General features: G+C 46.6%; 12 protein-coding genes. 5 read left to right on the forward strand and 7 right to left on the reverse strand.

The genetic code is table 11. The annotated features are described in order from the left end of the window. Positions 1 to 110: 110 nt before the first annotated feature. Positions 111 to 1,088, forward strand: coding sequence for an aldo/keto reductase (locus H6629_21255; protein ID MCB9070312.1), 978 nt, complete (start codon positions 111 to 113; stop codon positions 1,086 to 1,088). Between the two features lie 46 nt (positions 1,089 to 1,134). On the opposite strand, the gene H6629_21260 is transcribed toward H6629_21255, so the two are convergent. The 6 genes from H6629_21260 to H6629_21285 form a co-directional block, all read right to left on the reverse strand. Continuing rightward, entirely contained in the window at positions 1,135 to 1,848 is a 714-nt protein-coding gene (locus H6629_21260; protein MCB9070313.1) for a sulfite exporter TauE/SafE family protein, read from the reverse strand. Between the two features lie 25 nt (positions 1,849 to 1,873). Next, complete coding sequence (locus H6629_21265) at positions 1,874 to 2,539, reverse strand: hypothetical protein (protein ID MCB9070314.1); 666 nt, start codon at positions 2,537 to 2,539, stop codon at positions 1,874 to 1,876. Continuing rightward, the gene (locus H6629_21270) at positions 2,473 to 2,805 is read right to left on the reverse strand and encodes a hypothetical protein (GenBank protein ID MCB9070315.1); all 333 of its coding nucleotides are present in this window, start codon (positions 2,803 to 2,805) and stop codon (positions 2,473 to 2,475) included. The genes H6629_21265 and H6629_21270 overlap by 67 nt, the downstream gene beginning before the upstream one ends. Before the next feature lie 219 nt (positions 2,806 to 3,024). After that, positions 3,025 to 4,380 (reverse strand): translocase, encoded by a 1,356-nt coding sequence (locus H6629_21275; GenBank protein ID MCB9070316.1) that lies wholly within the window; start codon positions 4,378 to 4,380, stop codon positions 3,025 to 3,027. A gap of 193 nt (positions 4,381 to 4,573) precedes the next feature. Then, positions 4,574 to 7,744, reverse strand: a complete 3,171-nt coding sequence (locus H6629_21280; protein ID MCB9070317.1) for a PD40 domain-containing protein — start codon at positions 7,742 to 7,744, stop codon at positions 4,574 to 4,576. A 65-nt stretch (positions 7,745 to 7,809) separates the two neighbouring features. Further along, positions 7,810 to 8,004, reverse strand: a complete 195-nt coding sequence (locus H6629_21285) for a hypothetical protein (protein MCB9070318.1) — start codon at positions 8,002 to 8,004, stop codon at positions 7,810 to 7,812. Positions 8,005 to 8,086: 82 nt separating this feature from the next. Between H6629_21285 and H6629_21290 the strand changes: the two genes are divergently transcribed. From H6629_21290 to H6629_21300, 3 genes are all read left to right on the forward strand, one after another. Next, on the forward strand, positions 8,087 to 8,434 hold the full coding sequence (locus tag H6629_21290; protein ID MCB9070319.1) for a hypothetical protein: 348 nt from the start codon (positions 8,087 to 8,089) through the stop codon (positions 8,432 to 8,434). Between the two features lie 241 nt (positions 8,435 to 8,675). Further along, complete coding sequence (locus tag H6629_21295) at positions 8,676 to 12,611, forward strand: PAS domain S-box protein (GenBank protein ID MCB9070320.1); 3,936 nt, start codon at positions 8,676 to 8,678, stop codon at positions 12,609 to 12,611. 167 nt (positions 12,612 to 12,778) lie between these two features. Further along, positions 12,779 to 13,696 (forward strand): NHL repeat-containing protein, encoded by a 918-nt coding sequence (locus H6629_21300; GenBank protein MCB9070321.1) that lies wholly within the window; start codon positions 12,779 to 12,781, stop codon positions 13,694 to 13,696. Here H6629_21300 and H6629_21305 read toward each other — a convergent pair. Then, a complete protein-coding gene (locus tag H6629_21305; protein ID MCB9070322.1) occupies positions 13,693 to 19,239 on the reverse strand; it encodes a hypothetical protein in 5,547 nt (1,848 codons plus the stop codon). The two genes, H6629_21300 and H6629_21305, sit on opposite strands and share 4 nt — an antisense overlap. A 496-nt stretch (positions 19,240 to 19,735) precedes the next feature. On the opposite strand from H6629_21305, the gene H6629_21310 reads away from it, so the two are divergent. Next, complete coding sequence (locus H6629_21310; protein ID MCB9070323.1) at positions 19,736 to 22,681, forward strand: choice-of-anchor J domain-containing protein; 2,946 nt, start codon at positions 19,736 to 19,738, stop codon at positions 22,679 to 22,681. Positions 22,682 to 22,885: the final 204 nt, after the last annotated feature.

Genomic DNA, 22,885 nt, shown 5'->3' on the forward strand with positions numbered 1-22,885 from the left:
CGCCGGTTTTTTTGCCCGGTCAACCGGTAATTTCTTTTACTGGATTTTAATTTATTGAAGATTTATGTTTGATTATCAAATATTATTCACCAACAAATTCGGGTCGAAATATGCAAAAATTTAACATCCCCAACACAGATCTGGTCGCGTCGCATATCGGATTTGGCTGTATGAATTTGGGCGGGCAATGGCATCGCCAACCGTATTCTGCAGAGGAACGGTCGCGGGCAATTGCCGCCATCGAAATCGCGTATGAGTGCGGCATCAATTTTTTTGATCATGCGGATATTTATGTTTTTGGTAAATCCGAGCAGATTTTTTCGGAAATCTGGCAGATTCATCCCAATCTTCGCGATGATATTATTTTGCAGTCCAAATGCGGCATTCGTTTCCCGGATGATCCGGAAAAAGGATTGCCGGGGCGATATGATTTCAGTTTTGAGCACATCGTAACCAGCGTGGAAAATATTCTCGACCGGCTGAAAGTGGACAATCTGGATATTTTATTGCTGCACCGCCCGGATCCGCTGATGGAACCGGAGGAAGTCGCAAAAGCCTTTTTTGCTCTCCGTTCATCGGGGAAGGTGCGCCATTTTGGTGTGAGCAATTTCACTGCCGGGCAAATTGCGTTGCTGCAAAGTTACATCGATCAACCGCTGATTGTCAACCAGGTTGAGTTGAATTTATTGCATTCGCATCTCATCAATGAAGGAGTAGTTTTCAACAAAAACAATGCCAATGCAAGGTTTACAGATGGGACACTGGATTATTGCCGGTTGCACAAAATGTTTATTCAGGCATGGTCACCGGTTGCGCAAGGCGCCATTCTTCGCGACAGTTCGGAAGTAAACGAGCCACATTTGAAGGCAACAACCGCGCTGGTTCAGCAATTAGCGGAAGCCAAACAAACCAGTCGCGAAGCAATTGTGTTATCATGGTTATTGCGCCATCCGGCAAACATTCAGCCGATTATCGGAACAATCAAACCGGAGCGCATCCGGGCATCCGCAATGGCAGATGCGTCGCTATTGACCCGTGAAGAATGGTATTCGCTATTTGTTGCGGCACGCGGCGGGAAAATGCCATAGTGATACTTTTTTGCGGAATGAGTTGCGGCAGGTAAAAAAACGGCGATTAAAAGAACATCAGTAAGCCCAAAAAAAATAGGATGATAAACAGCGTCCGGGTGAATCGCTCCGCTTCAAATTTGCGATTGAGCAGGCTGCCAACATACGATGCCGCAAAAACCGCCGGCAGCGAAAACAGGTAAAATTTACCGAGTTGCAATGTCCACAATCCGTTTAAACCGTGCCCGATAGTGATTAAAAAATTTGCCGGCAGCAAAAATCCTTGCATAGTTGCCCTGAAATTTGCCGGTGGCCAACGTCGCAAAGTGCCGTAAACCACCGCCAGCGGGCCGTTGGTGTTGTACGCACCACCGAGCATTCCTGCAAAAAAGCCGAACGGGTATGCCCAGCGATCATTTTGGATAGGGGAGAGACGCGGTTTGGCGAGATTGTAAACAGAAAATCCGATCAGCAGTAACCCCAAAATCCCTTTGATAATCGATTCCGGCGCATAAATCAGTGCATACATGCCGATCGGGATGCCAAAAATGCCGCCGATGAGCAGTTTGGATGCCGCTTTAAAATCGAGCTTACTCCAGCTATCAACGAGAATCAAAATGGCATTGCTCAACCCGATGAGCGCAACCAGCGGCGTCGCGGATTTTACGCCGATGAGTAACGCGAGAAGCGGCATTGCTACAAGCGCATCGCCAAAACCGAACGTGGAACGGGTGAGGGAGGCAACAAAAAGGATCGCAACAACAATTAAAATCAGTTCCATTTGAGAAAAGCTATCCGCAATAAAATCAATCGGTTAAAGTCGTCAGGTTTAATGTGGCAACGCGTCCGTCTGCGCCGGCGGCCCATGCTTTGTTGCCAAATACATCGAGTGTGTAAAATCCGGTTTCGCTGATCATTTGCCAATTCAAACCGTCATCTGATGAAAAACTGCATCCGGTTCGACCGACTGCGATCAGGAGTTTTTGCTCGCCATTTTGCAAATATCGAACGCAGGACCGATCGCCGGTTTGCTGCGCGCCAGCCGGTGATTTCCAGCTTTTTCCACCATCGGTTGTGCGTAAAACGGTATTTTCGGGTTGCTCCGGTTGTTGATAATCGCCGCCGACAGCAACGCCGTTTAATGCATCCCGGAATGCCAGCGAAAAAATGCCCTGCGATGGAGAGCCGCTGCGCATTTTTGTATCGAAAACCTGCCAGCTTTGCCCGCGATTTGCGGAAGTGAACACTCGTGCAGCCGTTCCGCCTGTCGCAATCCAGACATTATTTTCACCGAAAACCGAAACACAAGTGCCGCTGGCAGCAAAGGCGTATTCGCCTTCGATGGTGGCCGGTAGTTCATCCGGTGCAAATTCACGCCAGTTTTTTCCGCCGTCTGCGGTGCGGATCAGCAGCAATTTTCCGGCAACCGGATCGCTAAAGGCGATGCCGTTTTGTGCATCCCAAAATGCCATTGCACAAAAAAAACCGTTTTTATGCGGATTGGTAAACCGGCGCTGCCAGTTTTTTCCGCCATCTGTGGTTTGGTAAATTCGGGATTTTCGCCCGGACCGCAGGCTAAAAGCAGGGCGTTGTTTTTGTCGAAAACCTGAACATCGCGAAAGTCCAGCGAATCAGCGCCGGGCACGTTTCCGGGAACCCAGTTTTCACCGCCATCATTCGTAATTGCGTATTTTCCCATGGAGCCGCTGATCCAGACGAGTGAAGTCAGATGCCGCATCGATGCCCCGCAACGAGGTGGATAATCCGGAATTTTGCATCTGCCAAACTGGTTTGTTTGCAGTCTGGGCATGCAGTAAAAAACTCATCAACATCAAAAAAATCGGGAGGTGGGATGAATGTTTGGCGAGTCGATTTTTCATAGCAGCCAAACTTATCGAATTTGCGTGCGAAAAGCCAATGGCTTTTGAATTTGCCGATGCACCAATTTTTACCCGGATCATACGGCAACCGTCGATTTTTCTGTCTCAACCGCGTCTACCAATTCCCGGTTTTTTCTGCCGATGAGGAATGCCAGCAAGAGCCAAATTCCCACAAGCGACATGTTGAAAATTGCAAATCCGGTGATGGAAAACGACAGCCAGGTAACGCCAACAAAAACGATTGCTGCAGAAAGCACATCGCCGGCGCGCACGAAAAACGAATCGATGGCCACTTTGGCTTTGTATTTCTCCTCGCGGGTTGTCGGTAAAAAGAGGATGTGTCGCACCGTGTTATTGAGTGAATAATCGGTGGCGTTTTCGGCTGTTTTTGCCCAACGCAGTAAATTCAACATCGTCGGAAATAACGCAATAAGGAAGTATCCGCCAAAAGCGATCACCGGTAAAGTCATGATCGCAAAGCGAACGCCCAAATATTTCAGTATTCGCGAAACGATGAAAAGTTGCATAATCAAACCAACCACCCCAACGATAAAATAATAATCAGCGTAAAACCGTGCGATAAATGTATTCTCCGAAAAATCCCCTGCAGGACTGCTGGCAGCGAGTCGCGCAGCTTCGTCGGACACTGCCCGCCCGATGATGTATTCGCCGGTCGTATTTACCCAATTGGTGAACAGCATTAACAGGGCAATGAGCAACAAGTACTTATTTTGATAAACGACCCGAAACGCCCCATCTTTGGAAAATTCCGGTTCGGATTCGTCGATTGACTGAGCAGATTTTTTTGTTGATAACCGCTCATTTTCACGGCGAAAAAGATAATTGGTGATCAACAGACTGGTCAGCAAAATCCCGGCGGAAATAAGCAGCATTTCGTAAACATCGACAAAGTCGATTAACATTCCGGCAATTTTTGGTCCGATGACACCGCCCGCCGAAGCGCCAAATCCGATGATCACAAATAAGCGATTGCCTTCATCCGGCGTGTATACATCGTTCGCGAACGACCAAAATTGGGCGATAATCGTCAGGCTGAAAATCCCGACCCACAGAAAAAACGCAACACCTGATGGAATGCCGATCAAAATCAATCCGTAAAACAGGATCAAATTGGATACAAAAAACAGTGTCACATAATTGATGAGCTGTTTTCGGGGATATTTTCCGGCGAGCCAACTGTAAAATCGCAGTGCGCCCATCAAAATAACCACTTGCAGCGCTGATGAATAGCTTTTGATTTCCGCACCGCCACCGGTGAGGATCAGCGGTTCGCGTACAACTTTCGCGATGAGATACGCGGTTAAAATCAGGAAGATATTTAGTGTCATCAATAGCGCTGTAACGCCTTCGCCGCGATTGATTTCTGTGAATAATCCGATAAACTTTTCCGTAGCACTTTTTCTATTTTCCATCCGGGTTTTGCCCTTTGCAATTTTTGCCTCAACATCTATCTGTGGTTTTGTCTCAGAAAACTCGTCTCGAAATGAGCTTACGAAAGATATTAACAATAGATGTTGAAAAAATCAAAAAAGTGTCGTTTTAAAACAAAAACGCCCGACAGATGGTGCCGGGCGTTAAAAAAAGCGGTTGATGTTCGATCATTTATTATAAATCGCCACCGAGTGAAATATACCACATTGGTTTGCTGGAGCCTTCCAAATCGTAATTCCACGCGACGTCGATGCGCATCAAAAAGTAGAGGAAATACACTCGTGCGCCAACGCCGTAGCCGCTCACGAGATCTTTAAAGCGGCGTTTGCCGTCCTCTCCAACTTCGGTGGCGCGCCATTTATCGTTGCTGTACCAGTTTTTACCGGGAAAATACGCGGTGCCGATATCATAAAACATCACGCCGCGAATATTAAACAGGCGAATCGGGGGGAATCCCAATCCCAAAAACTGGATCAGCGGGAACCGGAATTCCATATTTGCCAACAAATAGCGGCTGCCTTCCGCTTCGTAATATCTGGCGCCACGCAGCGGCGTTACAAATTCACTAAAGAAAATATCGCCAATGGAATTGGTGCGGAATCCGCCGTTTTTGGTTTTGTAATTGATCCAGTTATCGATTCCGCCGAGGAAAAATCGTTGCGGGTTATCGCCAAAACTGGCTGCACCGCTCATCCGGAATGCCATGCTATATTCGCGATTGAGCATAAAATATTTGCGATAGTCTGCCGAAACCGTGCGAAAATCCCGGCTGTTGGTTTCATATTTTGGACTGGCGAGAAGCGATAACGCATACCGGCTGCCATCAATTGGACCGGTGTATCCCCATAAAACTGAATCGTGGACATACGAAATTGTTGGCAAAATTGTGCTGACCCGTTCATCCTCCGCAGATGATAACGACAGGTTTTCCAGCAAAATATTATACCAGTTTAGGCTGCCTTCCAACCGGCTGAATTTGCTGAACGGGTAAGATGCCAGCACATTCAATCCGTAGTTTCGGTAGCGTTGCAACTGGAAGCCATTGCTGAAAACCCATGCGAGATGGTACCCGCCAAATCCGAGGCTGATGCGTTTTTTCAGGTTTAGATAAAATATACTTAAGTCGCTGTTTTTTAAGTCGGATACGAGGTTAACATTCAGAAAGATTTTGTGATCGCCCAACAGGTCGCTGAATGCAAAAGTGGTGTATCCGGAGAAGCCGAAAAAGGTGTTGTAGCCCGCTGCACCGGTTACAACATCCGGCGAAAACTTGAGCTTGTATTTCCGCACTTTAAAATCGCCTTCGGCGTTGAGATAGGTTGTTGTATCCAGTTCAACTATCTTTTCTTCTTCCTCTTTTGCTTTATCCATTTTGTATCGGGTAAAGACATAATTGCTGTAACTGATTGGCGACGACTGGTCACCTTTGGTGATTGACTGCGGCGTTTTTTTATCCGATTGCCAATTGCGGGCGTAAACCGGCAGTTTTTCGCTTTTCATATCCTTTACAAATTCCGTATCGCGAAGCACTTTTGGCGACATTTCCATAGGATTATTCACCATATAAATATCGAAGCCGCCTTTGTTAAATGATGAAAACACCATTTTGTTGGCGTTACGATCCCAATTGATTTGCAGAACGCCTGAAATAATATTGGTTACGGGATAATCGTTCAACGATTCCAATTGGCTGAGATTCACATCGGAAACGGCACCGGAGTCGATTAAAACGGGATCGAAATATCCGGTTGGGCGATCGAAATGATGGATGTAGAGGTTGGAAATCCCATTTCTTTCGGAAAGATATGCCATCCGTTTGCCATCCGGTGCGAACAAAGGATTGGATTCTGACCAGGGTGTGTCTGTCACGCGTTCCATTTGTTGATCTGCCAATTGGAGAATATAAATGTCACGCTTTTCATAATCATGTTTTGTCATCTGAAAATCATCAGGCAGTGGAACGTTGTTCAAAAATTCTTTTCGATCAGATACAAATGCCAATCGTTTACTGTCCGGCGACCACGATGGTTGATCATCCGTAAACACATCGTTGGTTAATTGCACAACTTCCTGATCAGACAAATTGAGATAGTAAATATCGCTTTGATTATTTTTGTTGCCGACGAAAGCAATTTTTTCACCATCCGGCGACCACGCTGTTGTGAATGCGCCGTCGAGATCTTTCAAATCGTAATTGGTGATGTCGCCGTTTTTCACTTCAACAATATATATGGCATCGTGCGAACCGCTTTTTGCAGCGAAAGCCAGTTTTTTTCCGTCCGGGCTAAAACTCATTCCGGGGCGCAGAAATTTTAATTCTTCGAAACTTTTGGAGCGTTCGCCGGAAACGAGCGTTCTGATAATCCGTCCGTCGAGTGCGGACATCAAATAGATATTCTGCGATCCGCGACGATCGGAAATGAAAGCAACTTTGTCGCCATTCGGCGATATTGCAGGGCTTACGTTGAGGTAGTTCGGCACACGTGTGTGGTCTGTCAACCGTTTGGCAAATTCCACCGGCTCTTTGCGATCAGCAACATCCGGCCAATATTGCCGCCGCAAATAGCGGTGCCAGCGATCGGTAAATTCTTCCGAACCCACCCCGACAGATGAGCGAAGCACTTTTTCGAATGCCACTTTGCCGCGCATTTTGTGGAGCATTTCGCCGATTTTATCCCGTCCGTACGTGCTGGCAATATACCGGAAAACCGAAGCGCCACCTTGATACACCAGATAATATTGCAACGCTTGCAGGTTTGGCATGTAATTGTTCAGCACGGCATCACGAACAATCATATCTATTCGCGTATCCCAACCTTGCGACTGAAATTCAGCCAGACCTTCCGAAAACCACAGTGGCGCCGGCGTAACCTCCCCGACAATCAGCGATTGAACGGAGCCGCCATACAGCATGTCGTTCATGACAGCGTGCACCAACTCGTGATGGATCACATGCCGGAATTGTTCGTATGAGCCTTCAAACGGCACAACAATCCGGTTTTTGTATAGCTCGGTAACGCCGCCGATACCTTCTTCGAGATATGAAATAACCACGTTTGTCTGTTGCCAGTCATTGTGGGAATTATATACAATAAAAACAATTCGTTCACGAATATCGAACCGGAAATCGCGCTGCAATTGCACATACGCGGATTCGGCGATTTCTGCCGTAAATTCCGCAATTTCCTGACCGCCTTCATAAAAATAAATATCGAAATGTTTGGATTGAATGTAATACCACTCAAAATCTTTGTAAATGACCTTGTTTTTGCCAAATCCATAAACGGGTTCTGATCCGACGACTGTCATCGCCAACAACAAAATTACGGCATAAAACCACTTCATTCGAAAACTCCTGTATATGGACAATAAAAATTTTGTATATTTGAACCGAAACACGAGTTAAAAGTTCAATAAAATAACCTGTTTGCGTCAATAAAAAAATTCAGGGCAGCAAAAAGATAAGGGACATACTTGCGAAAATCCAATTCATTTTTCTGTGAAGCAAAATCTTTTTTTACCGGTTGCGATAACGGAAAATTATATCCTGGAGAAATCGGTTTACCGGCTCCGGACGCAACCGCAAATCCGGGAATTTCTCGCATTTCGCAATTTCTGGTGGTGCTGATAACTTTGTTTCTCCAAATCAATTTCGTTTACGCGAACAATGAATCCGAAACCGTAACCGTGCCCTGGGATAGTGTGCTTGCGGAAATGCAGGTTATTTCTTCGCTCAGCGAAGCTGATTCTGTTAGGGAACAGCTTTATACGAATCTGTTTGAACGATATCAAATTAGCATCGATGATTACCGGAAATTTCACCGTGATTTTATGCAAAAAGACCGTGAGGGACAGCGGCTATTTTTGGAAAATATTCAAAAAATTATTCAACATCGTCAGGAAAAACCGGTATCCGACCCAGATAAAATAGATAGCCAACGACAATCATTCAATACCCATTCCGGGTTATTTTCAGATTATGCACTAATTTTTGCCACATCTAAAGATTATTCCTTGGTTTTACGATATTTATAAATGTTTTTGTATAAAATATGATCATAAAAATTAGCCTTTTTTAAAATTATGACACGCGACACTTCGCAATGAGAATTCAACTTTAATTTATTATTCAAAAGCTGAATAAGTGCAAGTTTTTAGCATGTCAAAATCTTCAAAATCGGATGTGTTAAATTTTTAAATTACGAGAAATGTTATGTTACAATGGTTTCGAAAGCAAGAATCGTCGCATGCTGAAGTTAACGGAAATGGTAACGATATGCATATCGCACTAATGCAAAAGATGGTCGAGTTTTTGGAAGGGCAGATTTCTGCACCAAAACGCGCCACTTCCGTTTTATCGCATGTATCACGATTCAAGGAATTGCCGCCATCGTTTCAGGAAAAGGAACTTCCGGCACTCTATCTCAAACTCGAACAATATTTGTGTGACGAAGATCCGATGCAAAAATTCACGCGTCTGGCACTTCGGAAAACCGTCCAGTATCGCTACGAACCGTTGATGGAATTGGAAAATTTCAACCCCATATTCGAAGAAAAAGCGGCACAGGAATTTCTGCTTTGCCAAATGTTGTTGAAACAATTTATTGCCAAATCACAGGTTCATTTCAAAAATTCGGACACAACTTATTTTCACAATATTTCTGAATGGGTGCACACAATTCCTCAATCGGGTGCAAAAGAAATTCCTTTTGAAGCTGCAGATTCGCAGCCGGCTACTTTTGATGAATGGACCCCGGTTTTAACGCGATTTTCCCAACGATTCTATCAATTTTTGGTGGAAAAATTGGGTAAAGATATCGCGGATGAATTGTATGAAAACAGCTATCGCGAATTAGGGGAATCGTATCGGCTGCTCGAAACTTTCCACGTGATTGTTCAATTGCTGCCGGAAAGTTTGTTGGATGAAAGCAAAATCGGTTTCCTGAATTCGGATCAGGTTAAAAATGTTTTCCTCAATAAAATCAACCAGTTACAGAAAATTAATGAAGCGCTGAATCAGAAAAATACCGAACTGCAATCTGCACAGGATGATCTGGAAGCAGCGCAAGAATCAACGCTGGAATCTGTTGAATTGTTAAATCTGGTGCTGAATACCGTTGATGAAGGCGTTATCGCGACGGATGAAAATGGCAAAATTATCATGATCAACGAGCAAGCGCTTGACATGTTCGGATATACCGAAGATGATCTGATCAAAAAGGATTTTACCGTTTTGTTGCCGGAAAAATACCGCGATCAACATCGCTTGGCTGCGGATTCGGTTGAAAAAACGGGTCTTTCCAAAGCTTTTGGCGAACGACTGACCGTCGAAGGATTGCGAAAAGATCGTTCGGTTTTTGCGCTGGAACTGGAGTTTAATCGGACAGATATCGGCAAAAAGTCATTTTTTACGGTTGCGCTGGAAGATTTATCGCAGGAATTGAAACACGAAACGGAATACAAAAAAGCGTTGAGCAATCTTCGGGCGATTCGGGATTCCTATCGTCATTTGATGGATGTTGTTCCGGAAATCGTTTTCACTTTGTCTGTGGATGGCGATTTTGTGTCGATTAATCCTTCTTTTGAGCAAGTCAGCGGTTGGGATCGTGAAGAATGGTTGGGCAAGCCGTTCACGCAATTGGTTCATCCGGAAGATTCCAAAATAACGCTGAAGGCGTTTCAAAATGTGTTGCAAAATCAGGAAACCAGACTGGATACCTTGCGGTTACGCAACAGTGATGATGTGTATATCAGCGGAAAATTCCGCATTACGCCGCAATTGCTCGACGGAAAAGTGAGTGGTGCCATCTGTTTGCTCCAGATTACCGAAGCGCAGGCGGCTGTTGAAGTGGCGGAAAACAATCCGCAACTGGCAGCGGAACTGGATGACCAAAAAGAAATCACCCGTTCTCTCGAACTCGCGATTCAGGAAAAAGACGAAAAGCTGGAACAACTTGATGCGGATTTGCATCTCGCAGAAAACCGGTTCCGTAAAATGATGTCGCTGAGCAATGTCGGTATGGGCATTCACACCAACGGGCGTTTGGCGATTATCAACGAAGCCGGAGCGGCGATGCTGGGTGCGGAATCACCGGCGGATTTGACGGACAAACACATGCTGGATTTTATTGCGCCAGAAGACCGGGAGCGTTTTCAGGATATCATTTTTAATATGCTCAAATCCGGTGACGATGCGCCAAAAACCCAGCTAAAAATGCAAACTGTTGATGAACGGAATATCGATGTTGTTTATCAGGCAACGCCGGTTGTTTACAATGGATCCCAAGCTATTCAATTTACAGTTGAAGCCGAAGCGGCATTTGAAATCGACACACCCGAAAGTGCGGTTTCTTCAACGGGAAAATGGGATACTTATCTTCAGTTTTCCCCCGATGCAGTGATGATTAACGCGCTGGACGGACAGGTGTTAAAAATGAATTCCCGTGCGGAATCGTTACTCGGTGAATCGGCTGATGCGTTGTCCGGCAGTTCTTTCATGAATCAGATTTCCGATGAGGAACGCGATGCGGCATCCCAAAATATTTATTTGATGATGCATGGACGTATGGAATCGATTACCGCAACGCTGGTAAATTCAGAAGGTATCGAACAATCGGTGCAACTGTTGGCAAAACGCATCCAATTTGGCGAAGATGGCGCAATGCTGTTGCATTTGCGTCCGGCTGTTGCGGCTACAGAAACCGCTGGAGATTCAAAGAAAGAAAGCGAAACATTAAAAACGCAGATCAGCGAGTTGGAACAAAAGCTTGCCGAAACCTCAGCTAAAATCAGTGAATACGAATCACAAATCGCCTCACAAGCTGAACTCGCAAATGAAGAAACACAATCGCAAATAAAAATTTTAGAGCAGAATTTGGAAGAAACTCATCAAAATTATCAGGATGTGCAGGCGAAGCTGACAGCGGCGCTTGCCGATGTTCAGACAAAGGAGAGTCAGCTTATGGAAACACAAAATCACGCTTCCGAAATGGAAACCCGTGTGCAGGAACTGTTGCAAAACAGTGAAGAAATGGAATTGCGTCTGCAATCGTTAAACAACGAATACAAAGAAACACAGGCGAAACTGGAAGAAGCGAGAGCCACGTTGTCTGCCAATCAGCAAACGGACCGGCAGATAAAAACCAACGCGGCGATGATGCAGGCAAAATTGCAAAATACGCAAATGAAACTGAATGCCTTGTTAAGTGAATATTCCGAGCTCAGTGAAAAACATTCGGTTATCAAAAATGAATACACCGAATATAATGAAAAAGCTGAAACGGCTCAACGGCTGCATGAAAAGCTATTGCAACGGATAGAAGCAGCTCGCGAGGAACGCGATAAATTGGAACAGATGCTGGCAGAAACTCGGGTAGCATATGAAACGGCAACCGGTAAACTGTCATCTTTGGAAGCGAGTGTTTCCGGTAAAACCGAGGAAGCCAGCCGCATTAGCGAAGAATTGTATTCAACCCGTCAATCGCTGGAAACTACAAAATCAGAACTGGCATCGTTGAGCGAACGGAAAACCGAAACGCAAACGATAGTTGATGCACTTGCCGAAAAACTGCGCGAAACAGAATCAGCACTGAGCAATCTGGAATTGCATTTGCAGGATAAAAAAGAAGAACGCGATACGCTCGAACAGCAGGTCGCAACGCTTTCCGGTCAAACAAAACATCTGAACGATCAATTGGAAGAGCTGACCGCACAAACCGAAGAAAAATCAGCCAGATTACAAACCTTGCAAAATAGGGTTGAAGAAACTGAAGCGAATCTGCAGGATCTGGTTGCCCGCGAAGTTGAAGCGGCAAACAAATTGACCGCAACCCGCCGTGATGTTGAATCAACGGAAAACCAGATTCAAAAAGCCATCGCCGATTTGGCAGGTTTAAACGAAAAAGTTGCGGCAGCGACAGCCGACCGCGATTCTCTGGTGGATGAGTTGAACACTGCCCGTGCAGATCTCGACGCGACGCGTGCGGAGCAAGAGCAGATCGAATATGCATTCAACGCCAAACACGGTTCGATGCAAGAGCTGGAATCGCGATTGACTGAAATGAACGAATTGCTTGGCAAAGAAAAAGCGCGGGTTCAGAAATTGCGCGAGTTATTCCCGATTGGTCCGGGCAAACAAATTCGCGAAGATAACGATTATTGGCAAAAAGTTTGGGCTTTCGCTGATGACCCGAATAATGAATCGTTATTCTAAGCTTAAATGGTTTGAAAACAGTAGTTTAATCAGAATTAATCAAACGCGGTCCGGCAGTTTTCGGATCGCGTTTTTTATTATTTTCTGCTAAACACGAATTTTTACAGGTTGTTTTGATAACAGAAAAGTTGTACATATTCTGAAAATTCAACGAAAAAAAGGTGAAAATGACATTCCTGAAATCGCTGTTTATTTGGATGCTGTTTGTTTTGCTGCCGCACATTTGCGTTGCGCAGCAATGGCAAATCAGTTTGGTCGATTCTTTCCCGAAGAGTGACGCGGCGATAAAAATAGGGAAGGGAGCAGCAATCGACACCGATTTTCAGAATAACATTTTTGTTCTCGATCGCGGTAATCATCAATTGCTGAAGTTTAGCTTGGATGGCAAATTACTCGATCAAATCGGCGGTTTTGGCCGAGGAAATGATGGCTTCGATAATCCATCGGACGTTGTGGCTAATACATCGCTGGATGTTTTTGTGGCAGATTATTATAACCGGCGGGTGGTTCGATTCGATAAAAATCTCAATTTTCTTAGCCAGCTAACCTCGGAACTCGATCCGCCGTATGATTTTGACCGGGTGCTCAGCGTCGCGGTTTCGCCGCAATATGACCTGTTTTTGCTGGAAGACCGGGACAACCGGATTATCAAATTCAACCGGTTTTCCGAAGCCACGGCGGTTTTGGGAGGAATGGACGATCCGTATGCCCAGTTGCTCGAACCAACCGATTTGGCGCTGGATGCCAATTTGCAACTATACGTTGCCGATCCCGGGCAGCAGGCGATTGTTGTGTTCGATTATCTCGGGAATTATTTGCGTAAAATAGAACACCCGGCGTTTGAGCAACCCCGGGCGATTTCATTTGATTCTAAAAATAATTTGCTGGTAACAGACACCGCAAAACGGTGTATTTTTGTGTTCGAGAAAGGGCTCCGCTTTAGCGGAACCATCGACGCCGGATTGTTGCATCGCGACATTGTCGGCGCCGTAAAAATCAATGCCGAAAAGCAGAAAAAACAATATGTTGTGGTGTTGGGTAACAACCGCTGTTTTGTGCTGGAAATTACCCAAACATCGCCTTAACGCGATTTCACCAAAACAGTTTTTCCCGCCACAGATGCCTGATATTCTTCATTATACATCGCTTCCGCTATCGCCGCCGGCAGACTGAATTCGCCAACAGTAACCGCGTTCAATTTCACGACGAAATCGGCATAGCCTTCGTAACCGTTCAAATCGAAAAACCACATTACCCGGTCATCGCGAATATCGAGATAATTTTCGCGATTGAGGCGATAATTATTCATCCAGCCGGGCATTTCCTCACCACTCAACCGCGTATTTTGCACTTCCCATCCTGCGGGCAGCACTTGAACCAGCGCCACATTTTCAATATTCCTGTATTGCCGCTGGCTGTTTTTCACCCGGAAATGTGCCCAAAAAACCTGCCCCTGGGTAACGTTTGCCGGATCAATTGCCGCGCCGTCTTCGTTGAGCCATTCGACGGTCAGTGCCAGGTTTTTCTGTTCGGTTTTCATGTCGCTTTGCAGCGGAATGCCATCCCAAATCAGAGTTGCGAACGTGCGTTTTGCAGAACTTGCGCCATCGACGGTAACGGTCAGATCTTCGCCAAATCCGCTTTCGATGGGAATTTGCACTGCCCAATCATTGGTATCGAAAGGAATTTTGGAACCGTCCGGCAAGGTGATATTGCCAACCAATCTGGGTTTATTCGAACCCTCGCGTTTCAACGCGTTGAGGTATTTGCCGAGCGACAGCATGCAAAATCCCAATGTGTGGGTGGAATACCATTGATCGTTGGAAATAGCTTCGGAAATTTCGTTGGCAATGTTATCCGCTTCCGTCCAATTGCCCATCATTTGCAAAATTTCCAGAATAATCGCGCGGTCGCGCAGCGTTGAGCCAAAAGTGTTGCCAAATTCCCAATAGTCATTCACGGAAGTGTTGAGATTCTTGGTGATTTCGCTGGCCACATTTTTAACACCGGCGAGATAATAAGCGCCGGCCAACAGCCATTTTTCGGTATTTTTCATCTCTTTCAGGCTGTTTTCTTTGAGCAAATTCATTGCGGCGAGGTGCGGTTTTCCGGCTTTAGCCAGCAAATAAACGCGGTAAGTGCGTGTCAGCAAATCGTCACGAGTGGTGTTGGCCATCGATTGCTGAAATTTGACCCAGCCATCGAGCAAATCTTGCGGCACACTGTAGCCCAAATTTTTGGCTTCGAGCAGAAAATGTCCGGCATAATTGGTGCCCCAGGTGCTCACTTCCCTGTTGCCCGGCCAATAGGAAAATCCGCCGGATGGCAGTTTGAATCGCCGCAACCGGCTGATGCCTCCGTTGATATTTGCATCGATATCGATGGCTGCACGCCGCGCAACCGATTGTCTTTTGGTCGCTTCGCCGATGAAATCTTTCAAAAATAATTGCGGGAAAACCGCCGATGTGGTTTGCTCGATGCAGCCGTACGGATAGCGGATCAGATACCACAATCGCTGACCGAGATCGAGATTCGGGCGCAGCGAAACGGTGATCGACGCATTGTTCGAACCCGCAATGCCGCGATTGGGAATGAGCATGCTGACGCTTTTTCCGGTTTCGATCGATTGCTTTTCCGCCGATGAAACGCGCGGCGAATTGGCGCGAACATCGATATCGGTAACCTCTTCTGCGCTGAAATTGGCGCTTTTTACGGAAATCGTGATTTTCGCCGGACCGATTGCCGGTTTAGCTTTTACGCGGAACATCACATCTTTATCGCCGGTACCGGGGAAATTGAGCTGCGCTTCCGTTGGGGAAATCGCTTCCAGCGGACCTTCCATTTTCATCGAAACCGTCACATCGCCGATGCCTTCTTTCATTGCGAAAACGGTTGCAGGAATGGCGAATTCATCACCCGCACCGATGACGCGCGGCAGCGACGGTTGCACCATCAGCTCGGTTTTCACCGGAATTGCCTGTTCGGCGGAGCCATATCGATTGCCGGTTGCGCTGATGACCATCACCCGCACCGAACCGATGTAATTCGGCATCTCAAAATCGACCGTTGCTTCACCGTTTTTGTCGGTTTGCAGCGGCCCGCGGAACATCGCAACCGGTTTAAAACGGCGCCGTTTGTTGTCTGCGGATTGCGATTCGCGATAATCCTCCATGCCGCCGCCGATGGAAAATGTGCGGAAAATGTCGCCTTTATTCGCACCGATCACATGTCCGAAAAGATCAAAACTTTCCACACCCAGTCGTAATTTCTGGAAAAAATATTTCCACGGATCGGGCGTTTTGAATGCCGTAATGTCCAGCAATCCCTCATCCACAACGGCGATAGTAAATTGGGTTGACTGTTTATCTGTGGTGCGCACTTTTACAGAAAACGGTGCTTTGCTGCGCAACTCTTTTGGTGCATCGATCTCCAAAAATTGTCGCGACGATTTGTTTTCCACATTCAGCGGAACAACACCGTATGTGCGCATCGGGCGGTCATTTCCGGTTTGGCTGTGCGGCTGGATAACGGACAGCGTGAGGTAAACCGTCGGTGTCATTTCCGTGGTCAATTCGATGGGGATTTCCATCTCCTCATCGCCGGATGGCGTGAGCCAGCCGGTGCTCAGCACGCGCTGACCTTTTTCCATCGTCACCAAAATGCGCCCCTCTTTTGGCGCGGGGAATGTAACTTTTGCGGTTTCGCCGACCTGATACTGGTCTTTGTCGGTTTTCAGCGCCAGCAATCCGGCATCGCGCCCGGCAGCGGCATCGCCCCAGCGATACGCGTTCATAAATACGCCGGCAGTGTGCCCGTTGTCGCCATCCTGAATTTCGATGAGATACATGCCGTTGTCCGGCGGCGTAAATTTGATGCTGGCCGGCAGCGATTGCGAAACGATGCTGCCTTCGGCAAACAGGTCAGTACTGCTGTGCGATTTGAATCTCAGCCGGAAATCTTCGCGATTTTCGTATTCCCACCACCAATAGCGCATCCCTTTGTAAATTCTGTAGTTAAGCGGGTTGCCCGGTGCGACATTCCCATTCGTGTCCACCAAAATGGATTGGATATTTAATTCGTTGCCAACCTTTGCGTAGCCCCAGTCAAACTCGGGCAACTGGATGCCAACATAGCGATCGAACGGATGAATCGGGACGGTGATGCTGTTGGTGTTCGGGCGCCCGCCCTTCTCCAAAACGGTGCTTTCGATGCGGGCGGAAAGCGCTGTCGGTGCGTTACCGGTTTCGGGCAATTGCCAGCGAATGATTGCATCGCCGTTGCTGTCCAGCCGCGATTCGTCGATCATCATATCGATGGTTTGAAATTCCAGCGTTTGGTTATCAAACACAAAATTTTTGAATTTGGAAAATACCGGCGGCTGTTTCTGCAAATAAATGTTGGTTCGCGAAAGCAAGCCGTTTGCCGGATTGCCGAACAAATATTGGCTGTGCAAGTTGAGATTCAAAAAACGATCCACGCTGAAAAGCGTTGTTTTTTCTGGTGTTAGCTGCACTTTCAACCGGAAAGGTGCGACCGTTTCGATTTTGAGCGTATGGCTAAAATCGCTGCTACCGGCTTTGATATTTACCGCGTAATTGCCGGTCGGATCTTCCTCGCTGCCCTGAAATTGAAAATGATAAAATCCGTCTGTCGCCTGCCGGTTGGTGCTTTCGAATACTTTTTGTCCGAGCGGATTGTTGATGGTCATCGTTACGGGATGATTTTCCGGAAATGTGCCGTCCTCATTCCGGGCGATCACGCTAAAATTGACCGGATCACCGGGGCGATACACGCCGCGTTCGGTGTAAATATATGCGCGGGTGCCTTTGGCGACATCGTTGATACCGTCCGTATCAAAAGTAGATAAATTCCAGCCCATTTCGTTGGGTTTAATGACGCTGCGCTGTCCGTTATCTTCCACTTCGATGTAAAACACATTGTTTTCTTCGGTGGCAAATTCCGCCATCCCTTCGCCGTTAGTGGTCGCAGTGTTGAGCAATTGGTTTTGGTAGCTTTTAAATCGCACAGTTGCACCGCTTATCGGATTTGTTGTCAGCAAATTTGTAGCAAAAACAATGTGTTTATTGAATGCTTTTTTGTAAGTCAACCCGATATCTGTGCTGATAATCGGTTTGTAAATATTGCCGTTCGAATACAAATAGCCGTAGGAATACGGGCTGGAATAATAATCATCGTAATAGCCGCGCCGGTTTTGGAAGGCTTCGCGTTCTTCGTCTGTGCCATACAACATGTCTTCCATCTCGAACGATATGTGTAATAAATACAGACCTTTATCGCCGCGTGGAATTAAGGGTTTCAAATCCAGCTCGTGTTGAAGCCAGGTGTTTCTGGTTTCGCCAATTTCAAGCTTGTCGTCATAAACACTGACGCCAACGCGGTTTACATACATGCTGTTGAAGCTTTCGCTGCGTTTTTCGCCGCTTTCAATTTGTTCGGTTTGTAAAAATTGCCCGAGGTTGTTTTCGTAAACCCGCATCACTTGCAGCCGTACTTTGCGCACATTCAGGGTCGAAAACAGCACTTTTTGCTCGTTCGCCGAGGGCAGAAAAACGCCATCGCTGGCAAATTTGATCTGCGGTTTCAGTTCCTCGATCGATACTTCCATTGACGATTGTGTAGCGATTCGCGTGCCGAACCGGCTGCGGATTCCCGGTAACACTTGCACGTCATACGTTTCGCCGTGGTTGAAACCACCGGTAAGCACCACTTCTTTTCCCATTTTTTTGAGATTGAATGGGGTTTGGGGAACAACAGAAATCATCCCGGAAATGTCCTGAGTCGCGTCCAGTTCATCAGAAAAAGTAATGGTGATTCCGGGATTTTCGCTGTCGATAAGTGGTTGAATATCCTGAACTTCCAGATTGGAAAGCGGGGAGAGGTCGAATTTTTTTCGATAATCCTGCGATAGCGCCAGCGGAGAGTCGTCTATCGCAAGCTCAAAATTAAGGCGTTTGCTGCCGCGCTCAAATTCCGCGCTGGTGAAACGAAAGGTTTTGTCGCCGGTTTGCTGTGTCCAGTTGATCGCCAGCGATCGTCCGTCCAGCTTCAGCGAAGTTGCTTTTTTCACAGCTTCCGATTCAGCCGGTTCGGTGAACGATATTTCGCCGGAAACCATCAGAAATCGGGGATTGTTGCTTTCGCGCAGCTCAAAATCAGTTGTCGCTTTGGCAATTTCGCGCCCGGCAACTTCGAAATTGAATTCCAGCGGCAACGGATTTTTATCCGCCAGTTTGGGCAACAGCTTTTCGATGATCAGTTTGCCCGAATATTTTTCGCGCATGGGCAGTTTTGCGTTCGGTTTGAACACCAGCGTTTGGGCGTTTTCCCATTTGGTAACGCCATCAATTCCCGGTGAAAATTCGAATACTTTTTCCGACACTGTCTGTCCGACGATATTTTGTTTGATAATTTCAGATGTGAATCGCACTCGAATTTCATCATCTGACGCAATAACGCCGGATGTCACCTGGCTAATCAGTTTCGCGGTTTCTTCCGGATAGCCGATTTTTCCCGGTTGATCAGTCGAATCTTTGCCGCAGGAAGCCAACACCAACGCAGCAACGGTTATCAAAAAAAATGTTTTTAACCCGATTAATTGCCTGCTCATTCCGTTCTCCAGTGAGGTTGATATATCATTAAATTGCAGGGATTTCCAACGATTTTTTAATGCATGAAATTACGGATGTTTACCCAAAAACAAAAGAACAGATTCACGAAATTCTCATTGGTTTTGCTTAGCCGACGCTATTTCTGAATCTGTCGAAAATTAACAGAATCACATTCGATTTTATAATTCTAAAACCAGATTTTTTCGCCGGTAAATTGCCCGATTTTATCAGGAATTTTTCCAAAAAAAGGATTTGAATTGCTGTTTTTTTTCAAGATATTCACTGTCTGTTATTTTCAAGTTTACGTTTCGAAATCCCTTTTTTAGTACCTTTGATAATTCTTAATCTCAATCCTGTATTTGATTTTGTTTGGGCGGTTTTATCTACCAATGAGAAAATCTAAATTTTATAAAAACAATCGGTTAAGCACACCCAAATATACGATTGAAATCAACGGCTAACATACTACCAATTCATCCAAACATGGAGGCATTTATGCAAAAAACCAGACAGGCCGTCTTATGTTTATTCCTATTGTTGTTTGTCGGCAGTCTGCAGGCGCAGGAATTTAGCGTGCCCGTAACTGTAACAGATGGCGAAAACACGTTGCAATTAACCATCGGGATGAGCGCGGTTGCAACCGACACATTTGATGTGGGCATCGATGCGCTTGCTCCTCCGCCCCCGCCGAGTGAAGCATTTGACGCACGTTTAAAATCAAACGGAAACGACTTTATTACAGATATTCGTGCCAGTTCCACAGATACCACCGCTTTTCAGGTGTATTATCAGCCCGAGCTTAATCAGGGTCCGATAAAGCTGACCTGGGACAAAGATGCGCTGGCATTATTAGGCACATTTTACATTACCGACAACCTGACCGGCACCGTATTTGGTCCGGTTGATATGACCCAGGTAGACAGTTTGATTGCGGATAATGCCTTTGTCACCGAACAGCTTCGCATTGTTGTGATAGCAAATCCGGTGCTGGATCCTCCCGCAAACCTGAATGCAGTTGGCGGAAATGGCGTTGTAGATTTAAGTTGGCTGTCTCCGGCGAAGTCCCAAAAACTGCTTCGCCAGCCTGAAGCACTTACACGTAAAGATAATGAAAACACCGGTTTGACTGATGACCGCGCCGTTCCGGCGATGAGTGTTTCAGTTGCGTTGCTTGGCTACAAAATTTTCCGGTCAGATGATGGCAGCACATTTTCGCAGATCGATTCGATCGGTGCTCCGGCAGCCGCATTTGCGGATAGCAGTGTTATCAACGGCACCACCTATTCCTACTATTTGACCGCAGTTTACGATGAAGGCGAAAGCGTTCCCTCCGATACCGTTTCCGCAACCCCGGAAGCCCCTGTTCTCAATATTCTTTTCGAAGAAGTTTTTGCAGATACAACAGCACCGCCGACCGGCTGGCAGGTGATCGACAATGACGGCAGCGGAGGATCTTGGGATTATGTGCAAGGTTTGAACTTTAGCAGCGGTGTTGTTTTGCCGCAAGCGGGTCAAAGTTTCTGGCACAGCAGTTTCCAGGATGCCAACGGCTTTGTGATCGACGAATGGTTGATCAGCCCACGGATTCCTGCAGCCAATTTCGAAACACTGAGTTTCTATGCCGGCTCCATCGGCGGCTCGTTCCCGGATTCGCTGAAAGTGCTGGTTTCGACCACAGGCAGCAACCCTGCTGACTTTACCGAGATTGCCTACTTTCAGGTTCCGGGTCCCACCGGTAGCTGGACCGAATTTTCTTTTGATATTTCGGCCTTCTCCGGCTCGGCGATTTATGTCGCCATCAACTACTACATCACCGATGGCGGAACGTCGGGTACCAATTCGGATAATGTTTGGGTGGATCACCTGACCATCACCGGCGAAGCGATTCCGCCGGATGTTGTTTTTGCTGATGATTTTGAAAACGGCAGCAGCAATTGGGTGTTGCAATCGACCTGGGCTGTCACCGATGAATCTTCAAATTCACCGACACATTCACTGACGGAAAGCCCTGGAGGCAATTACGCAGCCAACCTGAATATTTCGGCAACCCTTGCAACAAGCATCGATCTGTCGTCTTACTTCAGCGCCGAGCTGTCATTTAATGCACAATATGATATTGAGCAGGGTTTCGACTACATGTATGTTGAAGCCTCAGATGACGGCGGCTCAAGCTGGATAGAGCTGGATGTCTTTGATGGCACATCCCCGACGTGGCAAAATTATAGCTACGCGCTGAGCGGCGTTGTTGGCAGCAGCGATGTCAAAATCCGCTTCCGCTTTACCAGCGATGGCGGTTTTGAAGTCGATGGCATGCATATCGATGATGTTCTGATTACCGCCAGCAGCATCGATGCCGATCCGCCGTTGATCGTCCATACCGGTCCGGCGTTTTATGCCGGTGTAAGCGAAGCCTTTGTCCGGGAAGCGGAAGTGATCGATATTTCCGGTGTTTCGGCAACCGCCATCAATTATATGGTAGATGGTGATACGACAACCAGCGCAGCATCGGACAGTACGGTTGGAGATGTCTATTTCTACACTATTCCGGAACAACCGGCCGGTGCCAATGTGGCTTATTTCTTCAGCGCTGAAGACAATGCCGGAAATGCAACTACCCAAACAACGATGTTCGAATACATCGCTGGCGATCATTTGATTTTTGATAATGGTGTGGTGGATTTTGTTAACAGTTTCGGTCCCGGCAGCACCTCCGGTCTTTTGGGTGCGGCAGTGCGGATCAGCGTTCCCGAGGGTGAAAAAGCGCAACTGACAACGGCGTTAATCCGTAATTACACCGATGTCAATCGCCCGAATTCGGATATGCTGTTACATGTATGGGCTGATAACGGCGGCGTACCCGGCACCGATCTGATTACGCCGATAACGGTAACGCCTGAAGCAACACTCGAGAACACCAGCCCGATGACCCGGGTAGACCTGCGCTCGTATGCAGCAGAGTTGAGCGATTTGCTGGGCGATTTTTTCATCGGATTCACTGTGCCGAGCGGGGAAGTTTGGGTCACACAGACCACACCCGGTACCTTTGGCAGAACGTTTACTTTTAATGGTACCAGCTGGGGCGCAGAAACCGATGATTATCATTTCCGTGCGGTTGTTAAACTGGATCCGGCGGTTGGCATCGAAGATGACCAAATATTGCCGGTACAATTCACACTTGAGCAAAACTACCCGAACCCCTTCAACCCGAGCACCACGTTGAAGTATGCATTACCGACCAACGCAGATGTTCGGTTGGAAATCTACAACGTTCTGGGTCAGTTAGTAAAAGTGCTGGTAAATGCAGACCAGACCGCCGGATTTAAAACGGCTATCTGGGATGGCACCAACCAATACGGCGAAAAAGTTGCTAGCGGTATTTACATCTATCGCATCAAAGCGGCTGATTTCGTTCAGTCCAGAAAAATGATCCTGATGAAGTAAGTTTTCGAATGATATTCTTTTGCAGCGGCGATATATTATTTTACAGTATATCGCCGCTGTTTTTTTAGCAATAATTAATGTAAAATGAAATACTACATATCTGTGCGGTTGAAAAATGCCAAATCTGATGGTATATTTTTTCTTGAGAGGTTACAATAACAAATCTTCATTTTGTCTGGGTGTTGCAGTGATTCGGCTGACTTT

It is taken from the genome of Calditrichia bacterium (genome assembly GCA_020634975.1).
Taxonomy (GTDB): domain Bacteria; phylum Calditrichota; class Calditrichia; order RBG-13-44-9; family J075; genus JACKAQ01.